General features: G+C 67.7%; 12 protein-coding genes. 2 read left to right on the plus strand and 10 right to left on the minus strand.

The features are described 5' to 3' along the window. From ACVCL3_RS03550 to ACVCL3_RS03595, 10 genes are all read right to left on the minus strand, one after another. Positions 1-951, minus strand: a complete 951-nt coding sequence (locus ACVCL3_RS03550) for a PLP-dependent cysteine synthase family protein (RefSeq protein WP_395118236.1) — start codon at positions 949-951, stop codon at positions 1-3. A 1-nt stretch (position 952) separates the two neighbouring features. Next, positions 953-1294 carry a carboxymuconolactone decarboxylase family protein gene (locus tag ACVCL3_RS03555; protein ID WP_447100457.1) on the minus strand — a complete coding sequence of 114 codons (342 nt, stop codon included), beginning with the start codon at positions 1292-1294 and terminating at the stop codon, positions 953-955. Between the two features lie 82 nt (positions 1295-1376). Further along, complete coding sequence (locus ACVCL3_RS03560; RefSeq protein ID WP_395118232.1) at positions 1377-1547, minus strand: hypothetical protein; 171 nt, start codon at positions 1545-1547, stop codon at positions 1377-1379. 166 nt (positions 1548-1713) lie between these two features. Further along, positions 1714-2163, minus strand: a complete 450-nt coding sequence (locus ACVCL3_RS03565; protein WP_395118230.1) for a cytochrome C — start codon at positions 2161-2163, stop codon at positions 1714-1716. A gap of 14 nt (positions 2164-2177) precedes the next feature. Then, complete coding sequence (locus ACVCL3_RS03570; RefSeq protein WP_447100458.1) at positions 2178-2330, minus strand: hypothetical protein; 153 nt, start codon at positions 2328-2330, stop codon at positions 2178-2180. A gap of 10 nt (positions 2331-2340) precedes the next feature. Then, the gene (locus ACVCL3_RS03575) at positions 2341-3330 is read right to left on the minus strand and encodes a cbb3-type cytochrome c oxidase subunit II (protein WP_447100459.1); all 990 of its coding nucleotides are present in this window, start codon (positions 3328-3330) and stop codon (positions 2341-2343) included. Next, on the minus strand, positions 3327-4748 hold the full coding sequence (locus ACVCL3_RS03580) for a cbb3-type cytochrome c oxidase subunit I (protein ID WP_447100460.1): 1422 nt from the start codon (positions 4746-4748) through the stop codon (positions 3327-3329). Before ACVCL3_RS03580 ends, ACVCL3_RS03575 begins: the two co-directional genes overlap by 4 nt. Positions 4749-4839: 91 nt before the next feature. Next, positions 4840-8250 (minus strand): PAS-domain containing protein, encoded by a 3411-nt coding sequence (locus ACVCL3_RS03585; RefSeq protein WP_447100461.1) that lies wholly within the window; start codon positions 8248-8250, stop codon positions 4840-4842. A 410-nt stretch (positions 8251-8660) separates the two neighbouring features. After that, the gene (locus ACVCL3_RS03590; RefSeq protein WP_447099032.1) at positions 8661-9695 is read right to left on the minus strand and encodes an extracellular catalytic domain type 2 short-chain-length polyhydroxyalkanoate depolymerase; all 1035 of its coding nucleotides are present in this window, start codon (positions 9693-9695) and stop codon (positions 8661-8663) included. 136 nt (positions 9696-9831) lie between these two features. Continuing rightward, positions 9832-12120 (minus strand): TonB-dependent receptor, encoded by a 2289-nt coding sequence (locus ACVCL3_RS03595; protein ID WP_447100462.1) that lies wholly within the window; start codon positions 12118-12120, stop codon positions 9832-9834. A 164-nt stretch (positions 12121-12284) separates the two neighbouring features. On the opposite strand from ACVCL3_RS03595, the gene ACVCL3_RS03600 reads away from it, so the two are divergent. Beyond that, positions 12285-13682 (plus strand): GntP family permease, encoded by a 1398-nt coding sequence (locus tag ACVCL3_RS03600; RefSeq protein WP_447100463.1) that lies wholly within the window; start codon positions 12285-12287, stop codon positions 13680-13682. Between the two features lie 221 nt (positions 13683-13903). Further along, positions 13904-15730: a translational GTPase TypA gene (gene typA, locus ACVCL3_RS03605; protein ID WP_447099034.1), complete on the plus strand. Its 1827-nt coding sequence runs from the start codon at positions 13904-13906 to the stop codon at positions 15728-15730. The last annotated feature ends 9 nt before the right edge of the window (positions 15731-15739 follow it).

A 15739-nucleotide genomic window follows, 5' to 3' on the forward strand; every position in this document is an offset into this window, starting at 1 on the left:
TCAGGCGAAATGCGTGGCATCGACCTCGCTGCTGGCCGGCGCCATGAAATACTCGTGCAGGTATTTCTCGCCTTCGTCGCAGAACACCGTCACCACCGTCTTCAACTCGGGGAAGTTCTTGCGGATGCGCTGCGCCGCCAGCATGTGCGCGCCGGAGCTGGGGCCGCAGAACAGGCCGTGGCGGCGTGCCAACCGTTTCATCTCGGCCACCGCATCGACGCTGGATACCGACAGCACCTCGTTCACCAGGCTGGCATGGCGTTCGAAGATGCCCGGCACGAAGCCGTCGGAAATGCCCTCGATGGTGTGCGCGGCGATCTCGCCGCAGAGGATCGTGCACGATTCGGATGGCTCCATCGCGAACAGCCGCACATCGGGATTGACCGCGCGGAACGCCTGCCCCACACCGATCAGCGTACCGCCGGTGCCCACGCCGAGCACCAAAGCATCGGGCACGCAGCCGGCGGGCAGCTGGGCAAGGATCTCCGGGCCGAGGATCTCGCGGTTCTCCTCCACGTTCCATTCCGACTCAAACTGGCTGGGGCAGAAATAGCCGGGCTGCTGGCCCAGCTCCTTCGCCCGCGCCAGCGCCTCGTTGACGTGGAAATTGCCGCAGAACAGCACCTCGGCGCCGAATGCGCGGGAGATCGCCACGCGCTCGCTGGACAGCCCCTCGGGCATCACCACCTGCATGCGGTAGCCCTTCACCGCGGCCACCATCGACAGGGCGTTGCCGGTGTTGCCGCTGGTCGCCTCCACGATGGTGTCGCCCGGCTTGAGCAGGCCTTCGCGCTCGGCGCGCTCGATCATGTACCTGGCGATGCGCGCCTTGATCGAGCCGGACGGGTTGAGGAACTCGATCTTGGCGTAGACGCCCTCGATGTTCAGCAGCGGCGTGTCGCCGATGGCGTCGAGGATGGTGTCGGAGACCGTGGCAAAACGGGCGCTCATCTCAGTGGCCCTCGTGCGCATGCTGCATCACGTCCAGCGCCAGCGCGGAATGCGCATAGGCGGCGCCGGCGCGCATTTCGGCGGCGACCCAGATCGCCTCCATGATCTGCTGTTCGGTGGCGCCCTGCTTGAGCGCCTCGGCGGTATGGCCCTTGATGCAGTACGGGCATTGCGTGGTGTGCGCCACCGCCACCGCGATCAACTGCTTGGTGACGCTGGGCAAGGCGCCGTCGGCGAACACGGCGGCACTGAAAGCCTTGAAGGCCTGCAGCGGCGCGGGCGCCAGCTCGCGGCGCTTGCGCGCCAGTTCCACGGTGGAGGGGGGATACATGGGTGGCTCCATGGGGTTTGCTCCTGTTCGTTTCTCGGACGCGCACGCCCGCTCGCCCTGCGGCGACCGGACGCGCGGGGTCGGGTCGATCGCCTCAGAGTGGCGGCCGCGATGTGCCGAGCACCCAGCCGGGCGGATCGCTGGCGGGAAAGCTCTGCGCCAGTTGCTCGTCGATGCGTCGTTCGCGCCGTTCGCGCGACTGGCGCGCATCACCCGGCGTTTGCCGCCGCACGTCGGATTCCGCTGCCCTTCTGCATCGTTTCATGGTTGTGCACCCGGCATGGCGCCAAGCGGGCGTCGCGTACCCTCACCTTAGGCGCGGCCGCATGACGCAGCGCTGATCCACGTCAGGGAATGGCTGGATCGCCGGCATGATGGGCGCGCACCGGTGAAAACACTGTGGTCGCGCCGGCCACGCGCGGCGGCAGCGATCAACCGTGCGACGGTGCGGCCGGCTGCATGTAGGTCGGCGTGTTCGCATAGGGCGCGGGCACCTCCCACATGCGCGCGGCGTAGAACACCGCCCAGGCCACCACGAACAGGCTCAGCACCCACACCCACACCGGGATCGACGAACGCGCCTCGGCGCGGCGCGGATCAAACGGATCGTCCGTGCTGAACGCATCCACGTGCAGTTGCAACTCGCCGCGCCGGGTCGAGCCCGGACGCAGGCCGGAGACCAGGATGCCGGGACCGTTCTGCACGACGAACGGAATCTCCTCGATGCCTTCGGCACCGCCCTGGTCCTCGGCACAGACGATCAGACGATGCGGACCGTCGCTCAGCTGGCGCGTATCCAGCGTCAGCGAGGTGGGCAACTCGCGATCGATCACCGGCTTCGGGTTGTCGTCGATGTAGATGCGCACGTGCGGCTTGGCCATCGCGGATACCTCCCTCACCGATCCGGCCGCAGGATGTTGTTCTTGCAGTGGCGCGGATCCTTCTCGCCGGGCCGGAAGATCATCCAGAACATCGCGACGAAACAGCCGATCGTGATGGCACCGGCGATCCCGATGATCGCGATGTTGCCCCACAGCGGCCCGGTCATGTGATGCATGTCATTGCCCCTTCGCGCGCACGACAGCGACCTCGGCCGGCGTGACCGGCTTGGCGTGGTTGCCCCACGAGCTGCGCTCGTAGTTGACGATGTCGGCAATGTCCGCGTCGCTCAGCTGGCCGGCGAACGGCGGCATGGCGCTGTCGTATTTCACGCCGCCGATGATGACGCCGTGCGCGCCCTGCAACACCGTGTGGATGTGCAGGGTCGGGTCCTCATCGTCCACCGCGGCATTGCCCTTGAGCGGCGGAAAGGCGCCGGGGATGCCGGTGCCGGTGGCCTGGTGGCAGGCGGAACAATTGGCGGTGAACAACGCCTCGCCCTTGCTCGCCACGTACTGGTACGCACCGGCCGGAGCAGTCGCCGGCGCAGGTCCGGCCTTCGCCATCGGCGCCGCGTTCGTCGCGCCGCCCATGCTGCCGTTCATCGTGTAACCCGGGATCGGCGTCTGCTTCAGGGACAGCAGATAGGCAACCAGCGCCCTGGCCTGCGGCGTGGGGATCACCTTGCCCGTCGTCGGTGCAAAACCTTCCGGAATCGGTACCGCGGTCTCGCCGGGCGGCACCTTGTCCACCACGCGGAACAGGAACCTGAAGTTCGGCATGATCGACTCGGGCACCACGGCGCGCGGGTCGAACAGGTGGATGTACTGCCACACGTCGCTCGGCTTGCTGGCGCCCACGTTGGCGAGATCCGGGCCGGTGCGTTCGGAACCCAGCAACTCCGGCGTCTGGTAGGCGAAGTCGCCCGGCGCGGAAGGCCGGCCGAACACCTTGTCCTCGTCCAGCGGGCGTACCTGTTGCGTGTGGCAATAGCTGCAGCCGTTGGCGACAAAAACCGTGCGGCCTTCCGCCTGCAACGCGGTCAGCGGTTCCACGCCCGGGCCCGCCGGTGTGCCGGACAAGTCGATCGCGGGCAGCACCGCCACCAGCAGCACGATGACGATGTAGATGCCCAGCGCCCCGCCGGCGATCAGCAGGAGCTTTTTCATGCCGTGACCTCCCCGGTGACGTCGGCATCGAGCACCGGCGAGGCGGCATTGCCGGGCTGGCCCGAGGTCATGCGCCACACGTTCCACGCGAACACCAGGTGCGAGCCGAACATCAGCATCCCGCCCACGCCACGCCACACGTAGTACGGCTGCATGTCCACCACCGACTGGATGAACGGGAGGCCGTGCAGCCAATCCAGTCCCTGCACCGTGCCGCCGATCGACAGCGAGATCACGTAGATGAAGCTGCCTACCAGCGCCATCCAGAAATGCGCCGCCAGCCCGATGCGTCCCGCGGTCTTGCCGGTGGCCAGCGGCAGCAGCGCGTAGATGCCGCCCCACAGCGCGAACGTGACGAAGCCGTACATCGTCAGGTGCGAATGTCCGACCGTGAAGTTGGTGAAGTGCCAGATCGCCTGCATCGAGCGGAACGCCTCGACCGTGCCCTGGGTCGAGCCGAACAGATAACCGATCACCCCCACGAAGATGAACATCAGCGGGTAGGAATGGATCATGTCACGATAGCGCCCGCGCATGGTCAGCAGATAGTTCGCGCTGCCGCCCCACACCGGCACCAGCATCGCCACGCTGAACACGATCGCGGTGGTCTGCAGCCACCACGGCAGCGGACTGAACAGGAAATGGTGCGCACCGAGCAGCGGATAGAACAGCAGGTTGGTCCAGAACGCGAACACGCCCAGCGCGTAGGAATAGATCGGTCGGCTCAGGATCTTGGGTATCGCGTAGTAGAACGTGCCCAATGCCAGCGGCGTGAACCACATGCCGACCGCGTTGTGCATGTAGAAGCCGGAGATGGCCACCTGGCCCAGGCCATGCTGGTACCACGGCAGCACGCCCACGGTGGCGATCACGCACGTCCACAACACGCCGGCGATGGTGTACCAGTTGGAAAGATAGATGTCCTCGCTGCTGCGCCTGAGCACGGTGCCGATGAGGTTCCATCCCGTCACCAGCAAGGCGGCCAGGAAGATCAGCCGGATCGGCCACGGCCATTCGCGATATTCCAGATCGCCGTCGTTGCAGCCCAGGTCCAGCGCAATCGTGCCGGCGATCGCGGCAAGGTTGAACAACGCCAGTCCGAGCCACGCCAGCCGGGTGCTGTACAGGCGCGTGCCGCAGCTGCGCGCGGCGATGTAATACGCCACGCCGACCAGGCCGATGCTGGCCCAGCCGTAGAACGTCGCGTTGGTATGGATCGGCCGCAGGCGACCGAAAGTCAGGTATTTGGCCGCCCAGAAGTCCGGTGCGCCGAACTTGAACGCCAGCAGCAGACCGACTGCCGTGGCAATCACCAGCCAGATCGTGGCGGTGGTGACGTACGCCGTGAATACCGCCGTCAACGCACGGTCGTCTTCCGCCTGTCCGATCGCGCGGGGTGCCGCTGCGCTTGCCTGCATCGTTCCATTCCGTCGAATCCGGTATGGCGCCCACCCGGGCGTCGAGCCCCGTGACCATAGGCCTCGATCTCCGGTGCGGCATTGATCCAGATCAGGTCTCGCCGGCAGTGGCGCCGCAAGAATCGCCCGGCTGCGGCGCGGTGGACGAAGGCGCCGTGCCCGCGCTGACGGCGCGGGGATGCGCAACTTGTTGCGCGGCATGTACACCGCGCGCACCGAGACGCAACAGCGTCTGCCGCAGTGCCAGCGGCTTGAGCGGCTTGTACAGCACACCCGCGCCGGCATCGAGCAGTTGCTGGCGCAGTTCGCCGTCGCGGTCCGCGGTGAGCATCACCGTGGGCACGTCAGGGTGACCTGCCGCGAGTTGTCGCCAGACATCCAGGCCGTTCTGGCCGCCATCCAGATGGAAGTCCAGGATGTTGACGTCCGGCCGCCACGGCACCGCCAACGCCTGCGCCGCGTTGCGCGCGGCGTGCACCTGCCAGCCCCAGCTGGCCAGCAGCGTGGTCAGCGCCGCCAGCGCCGCCGGTTCGTTGTCCAGCACCAGCGCGCGGCCCGCCGGCAGCGGCTGCATGGTGTCAGGAGAGGGCGCGCGGTGCGGCGTGGGCGGTGCCAGCGGCACCTCGAGATGGAACACGCTGCCGTGCCCCGGCGACGAGCGCAGCCCGAGCGGATGGCCGAGCAGGTCCGCCATGCGCTGTGCGATCGACAGGCCCAGCCCCAAGCCCTGCCCTCCGGCCGTACTGCCGCGACGGAACTCCTGGAAGATCAGTTGCTGCTCCTCCGGCGCAATGCCGCCACCGGTATCCCACACCTCCAGCCGCAGCATGGCGCCGCGCCGGCGCGCGCCGAGCAGCACGCGGCCATGGCCGGCATGGCGCAGCGCGTTGGACAGGAAGTTCTGCAGCACCCGCCGCAACAGCTGCGGATCGGACTGCACCCATGCCCGCGTACTCACCACGCGCAACCGGACATCGCGATCGGCGGCCATCGCGCGAAACTCGGCGCCGAGCGGATCGAACACTTCGGCCAGCGCAAACGCGCGCAGCTGCGGATGCAGGCGGCCGCCCTCCAGCCGCGCCACGTCGAGCAGCCCGGTCAGCAAGCCCTCGGTGGCGGCGAGCGCGCCGTTGAGGTGCTGCGCCGTGCGGCTGTCGCCACCGCGCTCGGTCAGCGCATGCGCGAACAACTGCGCCGCATGCAGCGGCTGCATCAGGTCATGGGTGACCGCGGTGAGGAAGCGGCCCTTCGCCTCGTTGGCCGCCTGCGCATCCGCCGAGGCCAGCGCCAGTGCACGGGTGCGCTCATCCACGCGCAGTTCCAGTGTCTCGTTGACGCGCTTGAGCGCCGCCTCGGCCTGGCGGAACGCGGTGACGTCGGTGAAGGTGGCCACGAAGCCGCCGCCGGGCATCGGATTGCCGCGGACCTCCACGATCCTGCCGTCGGGAAAACGGCGCTCGGACAAATGCCGGGTACCCGCGCGCATGTGCTCCAGCCGGCGCTGCACGCGTGTCTCGACCGCCCCGGGGCCGAGCATGCCGGCCTCGATGTTGTGGCGGGTCAGCTCGGCGACCGGGCGGCCCACCCGCAGCATGCCCGGCGGATAGTTGAACAGGCGCGCATACGGCGAGTTCCACGCCACCAGGCACAGCTCCGCGTCGACCACGCAGATGCCCTGGCTCATGTTCTCCAGCGCCGCACCCAGCACGCGCTGGTTGAAACGCAGGTCCTGCGCCGCCTCGCCCACGATCGCGACCACCGTGTCCAGCTCGTCGCGACCCTGCCGATGCACCACCTCCAGCAGCAGCCGCGCCGACGCGGCACCGATCACCGCGGCCAGTTCGTGCTCCACCTGGTTGACCCGCGTGGTGCCGGACGAACCATTGGCCGGTGCGCCATCGAACAGATGCTCGACGCGCTCGGGCGGCAGGAAGCGCGCCGCCAGGGCGCGCAGTTCGGCGACGTCGACATGGCCCACGCTGACCGCGCGTCCGCCCTGCCCGTAGCGCGAACCGGCGACGGCCAGCATCACCGCCACGTTCGCCGCCAGGCTCACCACCACGGCGCGGCCGAGGCGGTTCCAGTCACCCAGGCCGAGCAGGTCGTCCGGCGCCAGCCAGTGCACGCCGAACGGTCCCTCGCGCAGCCACGGCAGCGACGTCGGCAGCAGCGCCGGCAACACCGCGTAGATCCACACCACGGTGCCGGCAGCCAGCCCGGCCATCACCGCGCGCGAGCCCAGTTGCGGCCGGTACATCGCCGCAAGCACGGCCGGCGTCAGTCCGGCCAGCGCCGAGAACGAGATCGCGCCGATGTCGGCCAGGGCCTCGTTGCGCGCCAGCAGGCGGCTGTATGCCCACGCCAGCAGGATCACCACCACGATCGCCACGCGCCGGTAATTGAGCAATGCCCCGCGCAAGTCGACGCGCTCGCCGCGCCCCCAACCCGAACGCACGCGCAGCGGCGCGATGAAATGGTTGACCACCATCAGGCTCAGCGTCAGCGTGGCGATCACCACCATGCTGGTCGCCGCGCTCAGACCGCCGAGAAACGCGACCAGCGCCAGCCCCCGCTCGCCCTGCGCCAGCGGCAGGGCCAGCACGTACATGTCCGACGACACCCCGCTGGGCCCGAGCAGCGCATCACCCAGCCGCGCCAGCGGCAGGATCGGCAGCGAGATCAGCAGCAGGTACAACGGAAACAGCCAGCGCGCGGTGCGCAGGTTGCCGTCGCTGCGGCACTCCACGATGCCGGCGTAGAACTGGTGCGGCATGGTGAACATCGCCAACGCGCCGAGCAGGATCAGCGCCGGGAAGCCGCCGCTGTCCGGCGGCCCTGGCACATGCGCGGGCAAATCCGCCGGCAGCGCGGCAAACAACAGGCTGCCCAGCGCCAGCATTGCGCCAAGCTTGAACAGCGACTCGAACGCCATCGCCAGCACCAGCCCGCGATTGTGCGCCATGGTCGAGGCGCGCCGCGTGCCGAACAGCATCGCGAACAGCGCCATCAGCAAGGCCACGTACAACGCGCTGTCCTGCCACGGCTCGGATTCGGCCAGTTGCCCCTGGCTGAGGATGCCGTAGCTCATCGCCACCGCCTTGAGCTGCAGCGCGATGTACGGCACGATGCCGATCACCACCACCGCGGTGACCAGCGCCGCCAACCCCGAATGCCGGCCCAGCCGCACCGCGATCAGGTCGGCCAGCGAACCGGCGTTGTACTCGCGCACCAGCTGCACCATCCGGCCGAGGAATTTCAGCGCGAACAGGTACATCACGATCGCCCCCACGAACGTCGGCGGCAGCCACCAACCGGAGCGGCTGGCCTGGGTGACGGTGCCGTAGAACGTCCACGAGGTGCAGTGGATCGCCAGCGACAGCGCATACACGATCGCCCATCGCTTCTCGAATATGTGCGGCTGCCGCTCGCCAAGCAACGCCACCCCGAACAGCAGGCCGAGCCAGCACAGCGCAGCGATGGCAATGACGCTGGCGCTCAGCATGGTTTTTGCGCCCTTGCTTGCGGGCGTGGCCCCGGCCGCGATACTTCTGCCGCGGTGTGCACTGTCTTCAAGGCAAAGAGCCTCCTTGCACCTGCACCTGTAGGAGCGCACTTCTGCGCGATGTCCTTGACTCCATCCGAAGCCAACAGCGTCCGATCGCCGGCCCCTGTAGGAGCGCACCCTGTGCGCGATGCTCTGGCTCGTGACACCGGTGAAGCGAACAGCGGTCGATCGCCTTCGGCGACCGAGTCACTTTGAGCAAAGGCATCGCGCACAGGGTGCGCTCCTACAAGGACGGGCGGGCGGCCAGTCTCCGTTTTGCACGGAACCAAAAGTTTTGCACGGAACCAAAAGCATCGCGCGCGAGCGCGCTCCCACGATACCGTCGAAGCCATCCGCATGGGGGGACATCAATGCCCGGCAGGCAAACCCAGCGCGTGCACCGCGTCCACCAGCCAGCGCAACTGCACGCCCTGGCGTGTGTCGTAGTCGGCTCCCGAATAACCCCACCAGTCCCAGCATGCCTGCGGATTCAAGGGCGCGAAACTTGCGCGTGTCTGAGGATATAGCACGGCCACGTCGTAGACGTCCGCCCAGCGATTGAAGCCCGCGTCCTCGACGAAGGCCTTGCCCACGGCGTCGGCATTCTGCTTGCAGCCGTGGAAGGCCACCATCAGGCCGCAGGGCTTGCCGGCGATGCAGGCCGGCGGCAGATAGACGTATCCGGTGCTTGCCAGGAACGCGTCGGCGCCCCCGGGGCGCAGCGCATCCTGGTCGAACGTGCGCAGCTCGCCGCGTGCCGCGGTGGCGGCATGCGCCGGCTCGCCGAACATCCGCGCGAAAATTTCGCCGGCGGCGTCGAAGCCGCAGTGGCCCAGGTACGGCGCCACCGACTTGTCGCAATCGTCGCCGCTGCCGGCCACCGGCAGGTTGTGCGCAAACGCACGCTGGCCGTCCTCGTGCACCTGCATGCCGTCCAGGCCGGGCGTGCCGTCGCGCAACTGCTCGTAGAAACGGGCGCCGGCCTCGGCCACGGCCGGGGCGACCAGGGCGTCGTCCTTGCCATGCAGCAGGTAGACGCGGGCGCCGGCGAGATCCTTCAGCGGACCGATCCGGCCGTCGGCCGAGCGCTCACGGGCACTGGCCACCAGTTTGGCGACATCGGGCGCCGGCACTCCCTTCATGCAGGCGCTCAGCGCCACCGCCAGCTGCCCCCCGGCACAACCGTACGGGCCGCCGGCGACCAGCGCGGCATCGGGAAACAGATCGGGATACGCGAGCTGCGCCTGGCCGGCCATGTAGGCCCCCGAGGAAAGCCCCACCACCGCGACGCGGGCGGGGTCGATCGCCAGATGCGGCAGGCGCCCGGCGGTGTCGGCGGCGCAGGCGCTGCCGCTGCCCAGCAGGGTCAGCAGCAGCAAGCGGTTGAACCATCGGCTGTTCATGGGTCTGCTCCGTCGAATGGTGGGCCTGCCGGCCGGGAAGCGGCGGATCGCCCCTGCCCACCGCTGCGCCGCAGGCCATGCTTGCCCGTGGTGCAGTGGCGGTTGGCCCGGCGCACCGGGACCCGGTGCGTTCCGCTCAGAAATTGTACCGGGCGCTGAAGTACCAGTTGCGTGGCGCGCCGTAGTAGGCGGTCTGGATGTTGCCGACGCTGGAGAACTCCTGGCCGTCGGTCTTGTAGACCTTGTCGCCGAGGTTGCGCACGCCGGCGCGCAGCTGCCAGTGCCCGTCGACCGAATCGAACACGCCGAACACGCCGGTGACCGTGTACGCCTGCTGCATCAGCCCGTCGCGGTTGTCGACGCTGAGCCAGGTGTCGCTGCGATACGAGGCGTCGGCGCCGAAGGTCAGCGCGCTGCCGCTGGGCAGGCCGAAGGTGTGCGCCAGCGCCACGCGGGCGGTGAACTTCGGCGAGAACGGCACGTGGTCGTGCAGGTCGGCCAGGCTCGGGTCGTACTGCGTGCGGGGGTCGACGAACTTGTCGTAGCGCGCATCCATCCACGCCAGCTGCGTCGAAAGCCTGGTGCCCTCGCCCAGCACGGCGGCGCCCTCGAACTCCAGGCCGTCGATCTTCAGCTTGGCGGCGTTGAGCACCGGGAAGCTGAAGGCCGGCGTGGCCGAGCCCGGGTTCTGCACCTCGGAAACGCGCGCCTGGAAGTCGGTGTAGTTGGAGTGGTAGGCGGCGAAATTGCCCTGCAGCCGGTTGTCGGCCGAGCGCATCTTCAGGCCCAGCTCGTAGGTCCACACGTACTCGGGATCGAAGGTCGGGTCGGCCGCTTCCGCCGGATCGTTGGCGCGGCCGTTGAAGCCGCCGGACTTGAAGCCGCGGTTGACCGAGACATAGCCCATCGTCTGCGGCGTGAACTGCTTCTCCAGGCTGAGCGACGGCGTGACCGCGCTCCACGACTTGCTGGTCGGCTGGATCACCGCCTGCGGGTCCTGGCTGAACGCCTGCAGCGGCGCGCCGAAGAACGCGCTGGTGGTGCGCCAGTAGTCCTTCGTTTCGTGGGTGTAGCGCACGCCGGCGGCGAGCGTCCAGGTCGGCACGAACTCCCAGTTGAAATGCGCGAAGCCGGCCCAGCTCTTGTTCTCCAGCTTGTCGTCGATCGTGCGCAGGAAATCCACCGGCAGCGTGGCGAAGCGCAGCAGGTCGTCGGCGTAGGCCTCCTGGTGCGAGGGCACCTTCTCGTCCAGGTAATACAGGCCGTACACGGCCTGCAGGTTGCTGCCGTTGTCGTACTGCAGCTGCAGTTCCTGGCTCAGCTGTTTCTGATGGAAATCGACCAGCACGTCGCCCAGTTCCAGCGTGGTGGCGTCGATGTCGATGAAGGAATTGCTGTGCAGCTTGCGCCACGCCGTGATGCTCTTCAGGTCCCAGCGGTCGGCCAGGTGCCAATCCATGTGCAGCGACGCGCCGTAGTGAGTGAGCTTCTGCCCGTGGCCGGGGCCGAACGAGGTCGCGCCGTGGAAGTCGTACTTGCCGGCGGGCGGCGTGTAGAGCAGCACCTGGCCCAGTGCGAGGTCGGTGGCATACAGCGGCGCGGTCGCCTCACCCAGGGTCAGCTTGGTGTCCTGCCTGGTGTAGTCGGCCGACAGCGTGGCGCTGAAGGCGTCACTGGGTTGCCACTTCAACTTGCCGCGCACGGCCTTGGTGTTGTCGTTGTTGTATTTCTGGCCGGTGGCCGGATCGGTGACGTAACCATCGGTGCGCGTGTAGACGCCGGCCAGATTGCCCGACACCGTTGCGCCGAGCGGCCCGGAAACATAGAAACGACCCTCGCGCCGGCCATAGTTGCCGACCGTGCCCTCGATCGAGCCCTCGGGCGTGTTGCTCGGCTCTTTGGTAATGATCTTGATCGCGCCGCCGGTGGAGTTCTTGCCGTACAGCGTGCCCTGCGGCCCGCGCAGCACCTCGACGCGCTCGATGTCGAACAGGCTGAACAGGGCGCCCTGGATGCGCGAGTAGTACACGTCGTCGACGTACATGCCGACGCCCGGGTCGAAGGTCTGCAACGCGTCGGGCTGGCCGATGCCGCGGATGAACACGTTCACCGAGGAGGACGAGCCACGGCCCTGCACGATGTTCATGCCCGGCACGGCTCCCTGCAGGCCGTCGATGTTGTTCGCCTGCAGATCCTTCAGATCCTCGTTGGTGAACGCGCTGACCGCCACCGGCACCTTCTCCAGCGCCTCGCCGCGACGCCGCGCGGTGACCGTGACCGCTTCCAGCTGTGTCGCCTCGGCCTGCTTGGCGGCCGCCGGCTTGACCGTGCCTGACGGATCCGTGACCTGCTGCGCCTGCAGCGGCGCCATCAGCGCGAAACCCAGTACCAGACCGATCGCCGAGCTCAGTTGCGTGCGTTTCATGACGTCCCCTTGGCGGTGAATGCATCGCTCGCGCGGATGCTGAATGCAGATCAGCTTAGGTGCCCGTGCAAGCCGGGGCACTCGTACCTTCGTACAGTGCCCGCGCCCTGGTGCCTCCGGGATACTCGACGCCTGTCGCATTGACGAGGCTGGGGAAATCACGGATGGCATTCTTGATCGTGCTGGCTGCGCTGTGCTTCCTGATGTTCGCGGCCTACCGCGGCTACAGCGTGATCCTGTTCGCCCCGATCGCCGCGCTGGGCGCGGTGCTGCTGACCGAGCCGGCGCTGGTGGCACCGATGTTCACCGGCCTGTTCATGGACAGGATGGTCGGTTTCCTCAAGCTGTATTTCCCGGTGTTCATGCTGGGCGCGGTGTTCGGCAAGCTGATCGAGCTGTCGGGGTTCTCCAAGTCGATCGTGGCGGCGACGATCGGCCTGGTCGGGCGCAGCCGGGCGATCCTGTCCATCGTGCTGGTGTGCGCGCTGCTGACCTACGGCGGCGTGTCGCTGTTCGTGGTGGTGTTCGCGGTCTACCCGTTCGCGGCGGAACTGTTCCGCGCCAGCGACATCCCCAAGCGGCTGATCCCCGGCACCATCGCGCTGGGCGCGTTCACCTTCACCATGGATTCGCTGCCCGGCACGCCGCAGATCCAGAACATCATCCCCACCGCGTTCTTCGGCACCGATACCTGGGCCGCGCCGTGGCTGGGCACGATCGGCGGCATCTTCATCCTGGTCGTGGGCCTGGGCTATCTCGACTGGCGCCGGCGCAAGGCCGCGGCGGCCGGCGAGGGCTACGGCAGCAACCTGGTCAACGAACCGGAGCCGTTCGACGCCACCCGCCTGCCGCATCCGCTGATCGCCCTGCTGCCGCTGGTGCTGGTCGGCGTATGCAACAAGCTGTTCACCGACTGGATTCCGCACCTCTACGGCGAGACGCAATCGTTCCTGCCCAGCGTGGTCGGCAGCGCCAGGCCGGTGGTGCAGGAGGTGCCCAAGGTCGCCGCGATCTGGGCGGTCGAGGGCGCCCTGCTGGCAGGCATTCTTTGCGTGCTGGTGTTCGCCTGGCGTGCAGTGATGGGGCGGCTGGCCGCAGGCACTCAGGCGGCGGTCGGCGGCGCCTTGCTGGCCTCGATGAACACCGCTTCGGAGTACGGCTTCGGCGCGGTGATCGCCGCCCTGCCCGGCTTCAAGCTGGTGGCCGACGCGCTGCACACCATTCCCAACCCGCTGGTCAACGAGGCGGTCACCGTCACCGCGCTGGCCGGCATCACCGGCTCGGCCTCTGGCGGCATGAGCATCGCGCTGGGCGCGATGGCGGAGACCTTCATCCACAACGCGAACGCCGCCGGCATCCCGATGGAGGTGCTGCACCGCGTGGCCGCAATGGCCTCCGGCGGCATGGACACCCTGCCCCACAACGGCGCGGTGATCACCCTGCTGGCGGTCACCGGGCTGACCCATCGCCAGTCCTACAAGGACATCTTCGCGATCACCGTGATCAAGACCCTGGCCGTGGCCGTGGTCATCACCGCGTACTACCTGCTGGGCGTGGTCTAGCGCACTCCGCCCGCGCCGCCCGCCGCTTGAACCCCGGGACGGCGCCCGCCTCGGGCGATGACCGACCCATGCCACCGGCCTTTCGCCGAGGCGGGTGGTGTCGCGTGCCTTGACCGGCTGTCGCACGGGTGCCCACACGCGGGCGCACAAACCCGTATAATCGACCGGTTAACCCTCAAATTACCCACGTGGTGGCTGCACGCGCCACCCGAGTCGATCCCATGTCCATAGAAAATCTGCGCAACATCGCCATCGTCGCCCACGTCGACCACGGCAAGACCACGCTGGTGGACTGCCTGCTCAAGCAGTCCGGCACGCTGAACGAGCGCACCGTGCTGGCCGAGCGTGTGATGGATTCGAACGACCAGGAAAAGGAACGCGGCATCACCATCCTGGCCAAGAACACCGCCATCACGTGGCGGGGCAACCGCATCAATATTGTCGACACGCCCGGACACGCCGACTTCGGCGGCGAGGTCGAGCGCGTGCTGTCGATGGTCGACTCGGTGCTGATCCTGGTCGACGCGATGGACGGCCCGATGCCGCAGACCCGCTTCGTGACGCAAAAGGCGTTCGCGATGGGCTTCAAGCCGATCGTGGTGATCAACAAGGTCGACCGCCCCGGTGCGCGCCCGGAGTGGGTCGTCGAGCAGGTATGGGATCTGTTTGACCGCCTCGGCGCCACGCCCGAGCAGATGGAGTTCCCGATCGTCTACGCCTCGGCGCTGAACGGCTACGCCGGCCTGGACGAGAACGTGCGCGAGGGCGACATGACCCCGCTGTACGAGGCGATCATGCAGCACGTCAGCAAGCCGGACGTGGACCCTGACGGCCCGTTCCAGATGCGCATCAGCCAGCTCGATTACAACAACTTCGTCGGCGTGATCGGCATCGGCCGCATCCAGCGCGGCACCTTGAAGAAGAACATGCCGGTGGCGGTGATCGACCGTCACGGCAAGAAGCGCCAGGGCAAGGTGCTGCAGGTGCTCGGCTTCCTCGGCCTGGAGCGGATCGAGCAGGAAACCGCCGAGGCCGGCGACATCGTGGCCATCTCGGGCATCGCCGACCTGACCATCTCCGACACCATCTGCGCGCTGGACACGCCCGAGGCGCTGCCTGCGCTGACCGTGGACGAACCGACGATCTCGATGACCTTCCAGGTCAACAATTCGCCGTTCGCCGGCAACAAGGATCTCTCCGGCGGCAAGTTCCTCACCAGCCGCCAGCTCAAGGACCGGCTGGAGCGCGAGCAGGTGCACAACGTGGCGCTGAAGGTGGAGCAGGGTTCGGATGCCGACAAGTTCCTGGTCTCCGGCCGCGGCGAGCTGCACCTGTCGGTGCTGATCGAGAACATGCGCCGCGAAGGCTACGAACTGGCCGTGTCACGCCCGGAAGTCATCATCAAGGAGATCGACGGCCAGAAGATGGAGCCGATCGAGCAGTTGGTGGTCGACGTGGAGGAAATCCACCAGGGCGGCGTGATGGAGAAGCTGGGCATGCGCAAGGGCCAGCTGAAGAACATGGAATCCGACGGCAAGGGCCGCGTGCGGCTGGATTACGAAATCCCGGCGCGCGGCCTGATCGGCTTCCAGAACCAGTTCAAGACCCTGACCCAGGGCTCGGGCCTGCTGTTCCACGTGTTCGACCACTACGGCCCCAAGGAAGAAGGCCAGATCGCCAAGCGGCAGAACGGCGTGATGATCGCCAATGCCGGCGGCACCACCCCCGCCTATTCGCTCGGGCCGCTGCAGGATCGCGGCAAGCTGTTCGCCGCCGAGGGCGACAACGTGTATGAAGGCCAGCTGGTCGGCATCCACGCCAAGGACAACGACCTCACCGTCAACGTGATCAAGCCCAAGCCGCTGACCAACATGCGCGCCTCGGGCAAGGACGACGCGATCCAGCTCACCCCCGCGATCAAGTTCACCCTGGAACAGGCACTGGACTTCATCGACGACGACGAGCTGGTCGAGGTCACCCCGAAGGAAATCCGCCTGCGCAAGAAACACCTCACCGAGATCGACCGCAAGCGCGCCTCGCGCAGCTGAGTGGTCATC

This window comes from Rhodanobacter sp. UC4437_H4, from assembly GCF_052978425.1.

What these genes read in the sequence shown, in the direction of transcription:
- ACVCL3_RS03550 (WP_395118236.1), bottom strand. Translation starts at nt 951, where the DNA reads ATGAGCGCCCGTTTTGCCACGGTCTCCGACACCATCCTCGACGCCATC.
- ACVCL3_RS03555 (WP_447100457.1), bottom strand. Translation starts at nt 1,294, where the DNA reads ATGGAGCCACCCATGTATCCCCCCTCCACCGTGGAACTGGCGCGCAAG.
- ACVCL3_RS03560 (WP_395118232.1), bottom strand. Translation starts at nt 1,547, where the DNA reads ATGAAACGATGCAGAAGGGCAGCGGAATCCGACGTGCGGCGGCAAACG.
- ACVCL3_RS03565 (WP_395118230.1), bottom strand. Translation starts at nt 2,163, where the DNA reads ATGGCCAAGCCGCACGTGCGCATCTACATCGACGACAACCCGAAGCCG.
- ACVCL3_RS03570 (WP_447100458.1), bottom strand. Translation starts at nt 2,330, where the DNA reads ATGACCGGGCCGCTGTGGGGCAACATCGCGATCATCGGGATCGCCGGT.
- ACVCL3_RS03575 (WP_447100459.1), bottom strand. Translation starts at nt 3,330, where the DNA reads ATGAAAAAGCTCCTGCTGATCGCCGGCGGGGCGCTGGGCATCTACATC.
- ACVCL3_RS03580 (WP_447100460.1), bottom strand. Translation starts at nt 4,748, where the DNA reads ATGCAGGCAAGCGCAGCGGCACCCCGCGCGATCGGACAGGCGGAAGAC.
- ACVCL3_RS03585 (WP_447100461.1), bottom strand. Translation starts at nt 8,250, where the DNA reads ATGCTGAGCGCCAGCGTCATTGCCATCGCTGCGCTGTGCTGGCTCGGC.
- ACVCL3_RS03590 (WP_447099032.1), bottom strand. Translation starts at nt 9,695, where the DNA reads ATGAACAGCCGATGGTTCAACCGCTTGCTGCTGCTGACCCTGCTGGGC.
- ACVCL3_RS03595 (WP_447100462.1), bottom strand. Translation starts at nt 12,120, where the DNA reads ATGAAACGCACGCAACTGAGCTCGGCGATCGGTCTGGTACTGGGTTTC.
- ACVCL3_RS03600 (WP_447100463.1), top strand. Translation starts at nt 12,285, where the DNA reads ATGGCATTCTTGATCGTGCTGGCTGCGCTGTGCTTCCTGATGTTCGCG.
- typA (WP_447099034.1), top strand. Translation starts at nt 13,904, where the DNA reads ATGTCCATAGAAAATCTGCGCAACATCGCCATCGTCGCCCACGTCGAC.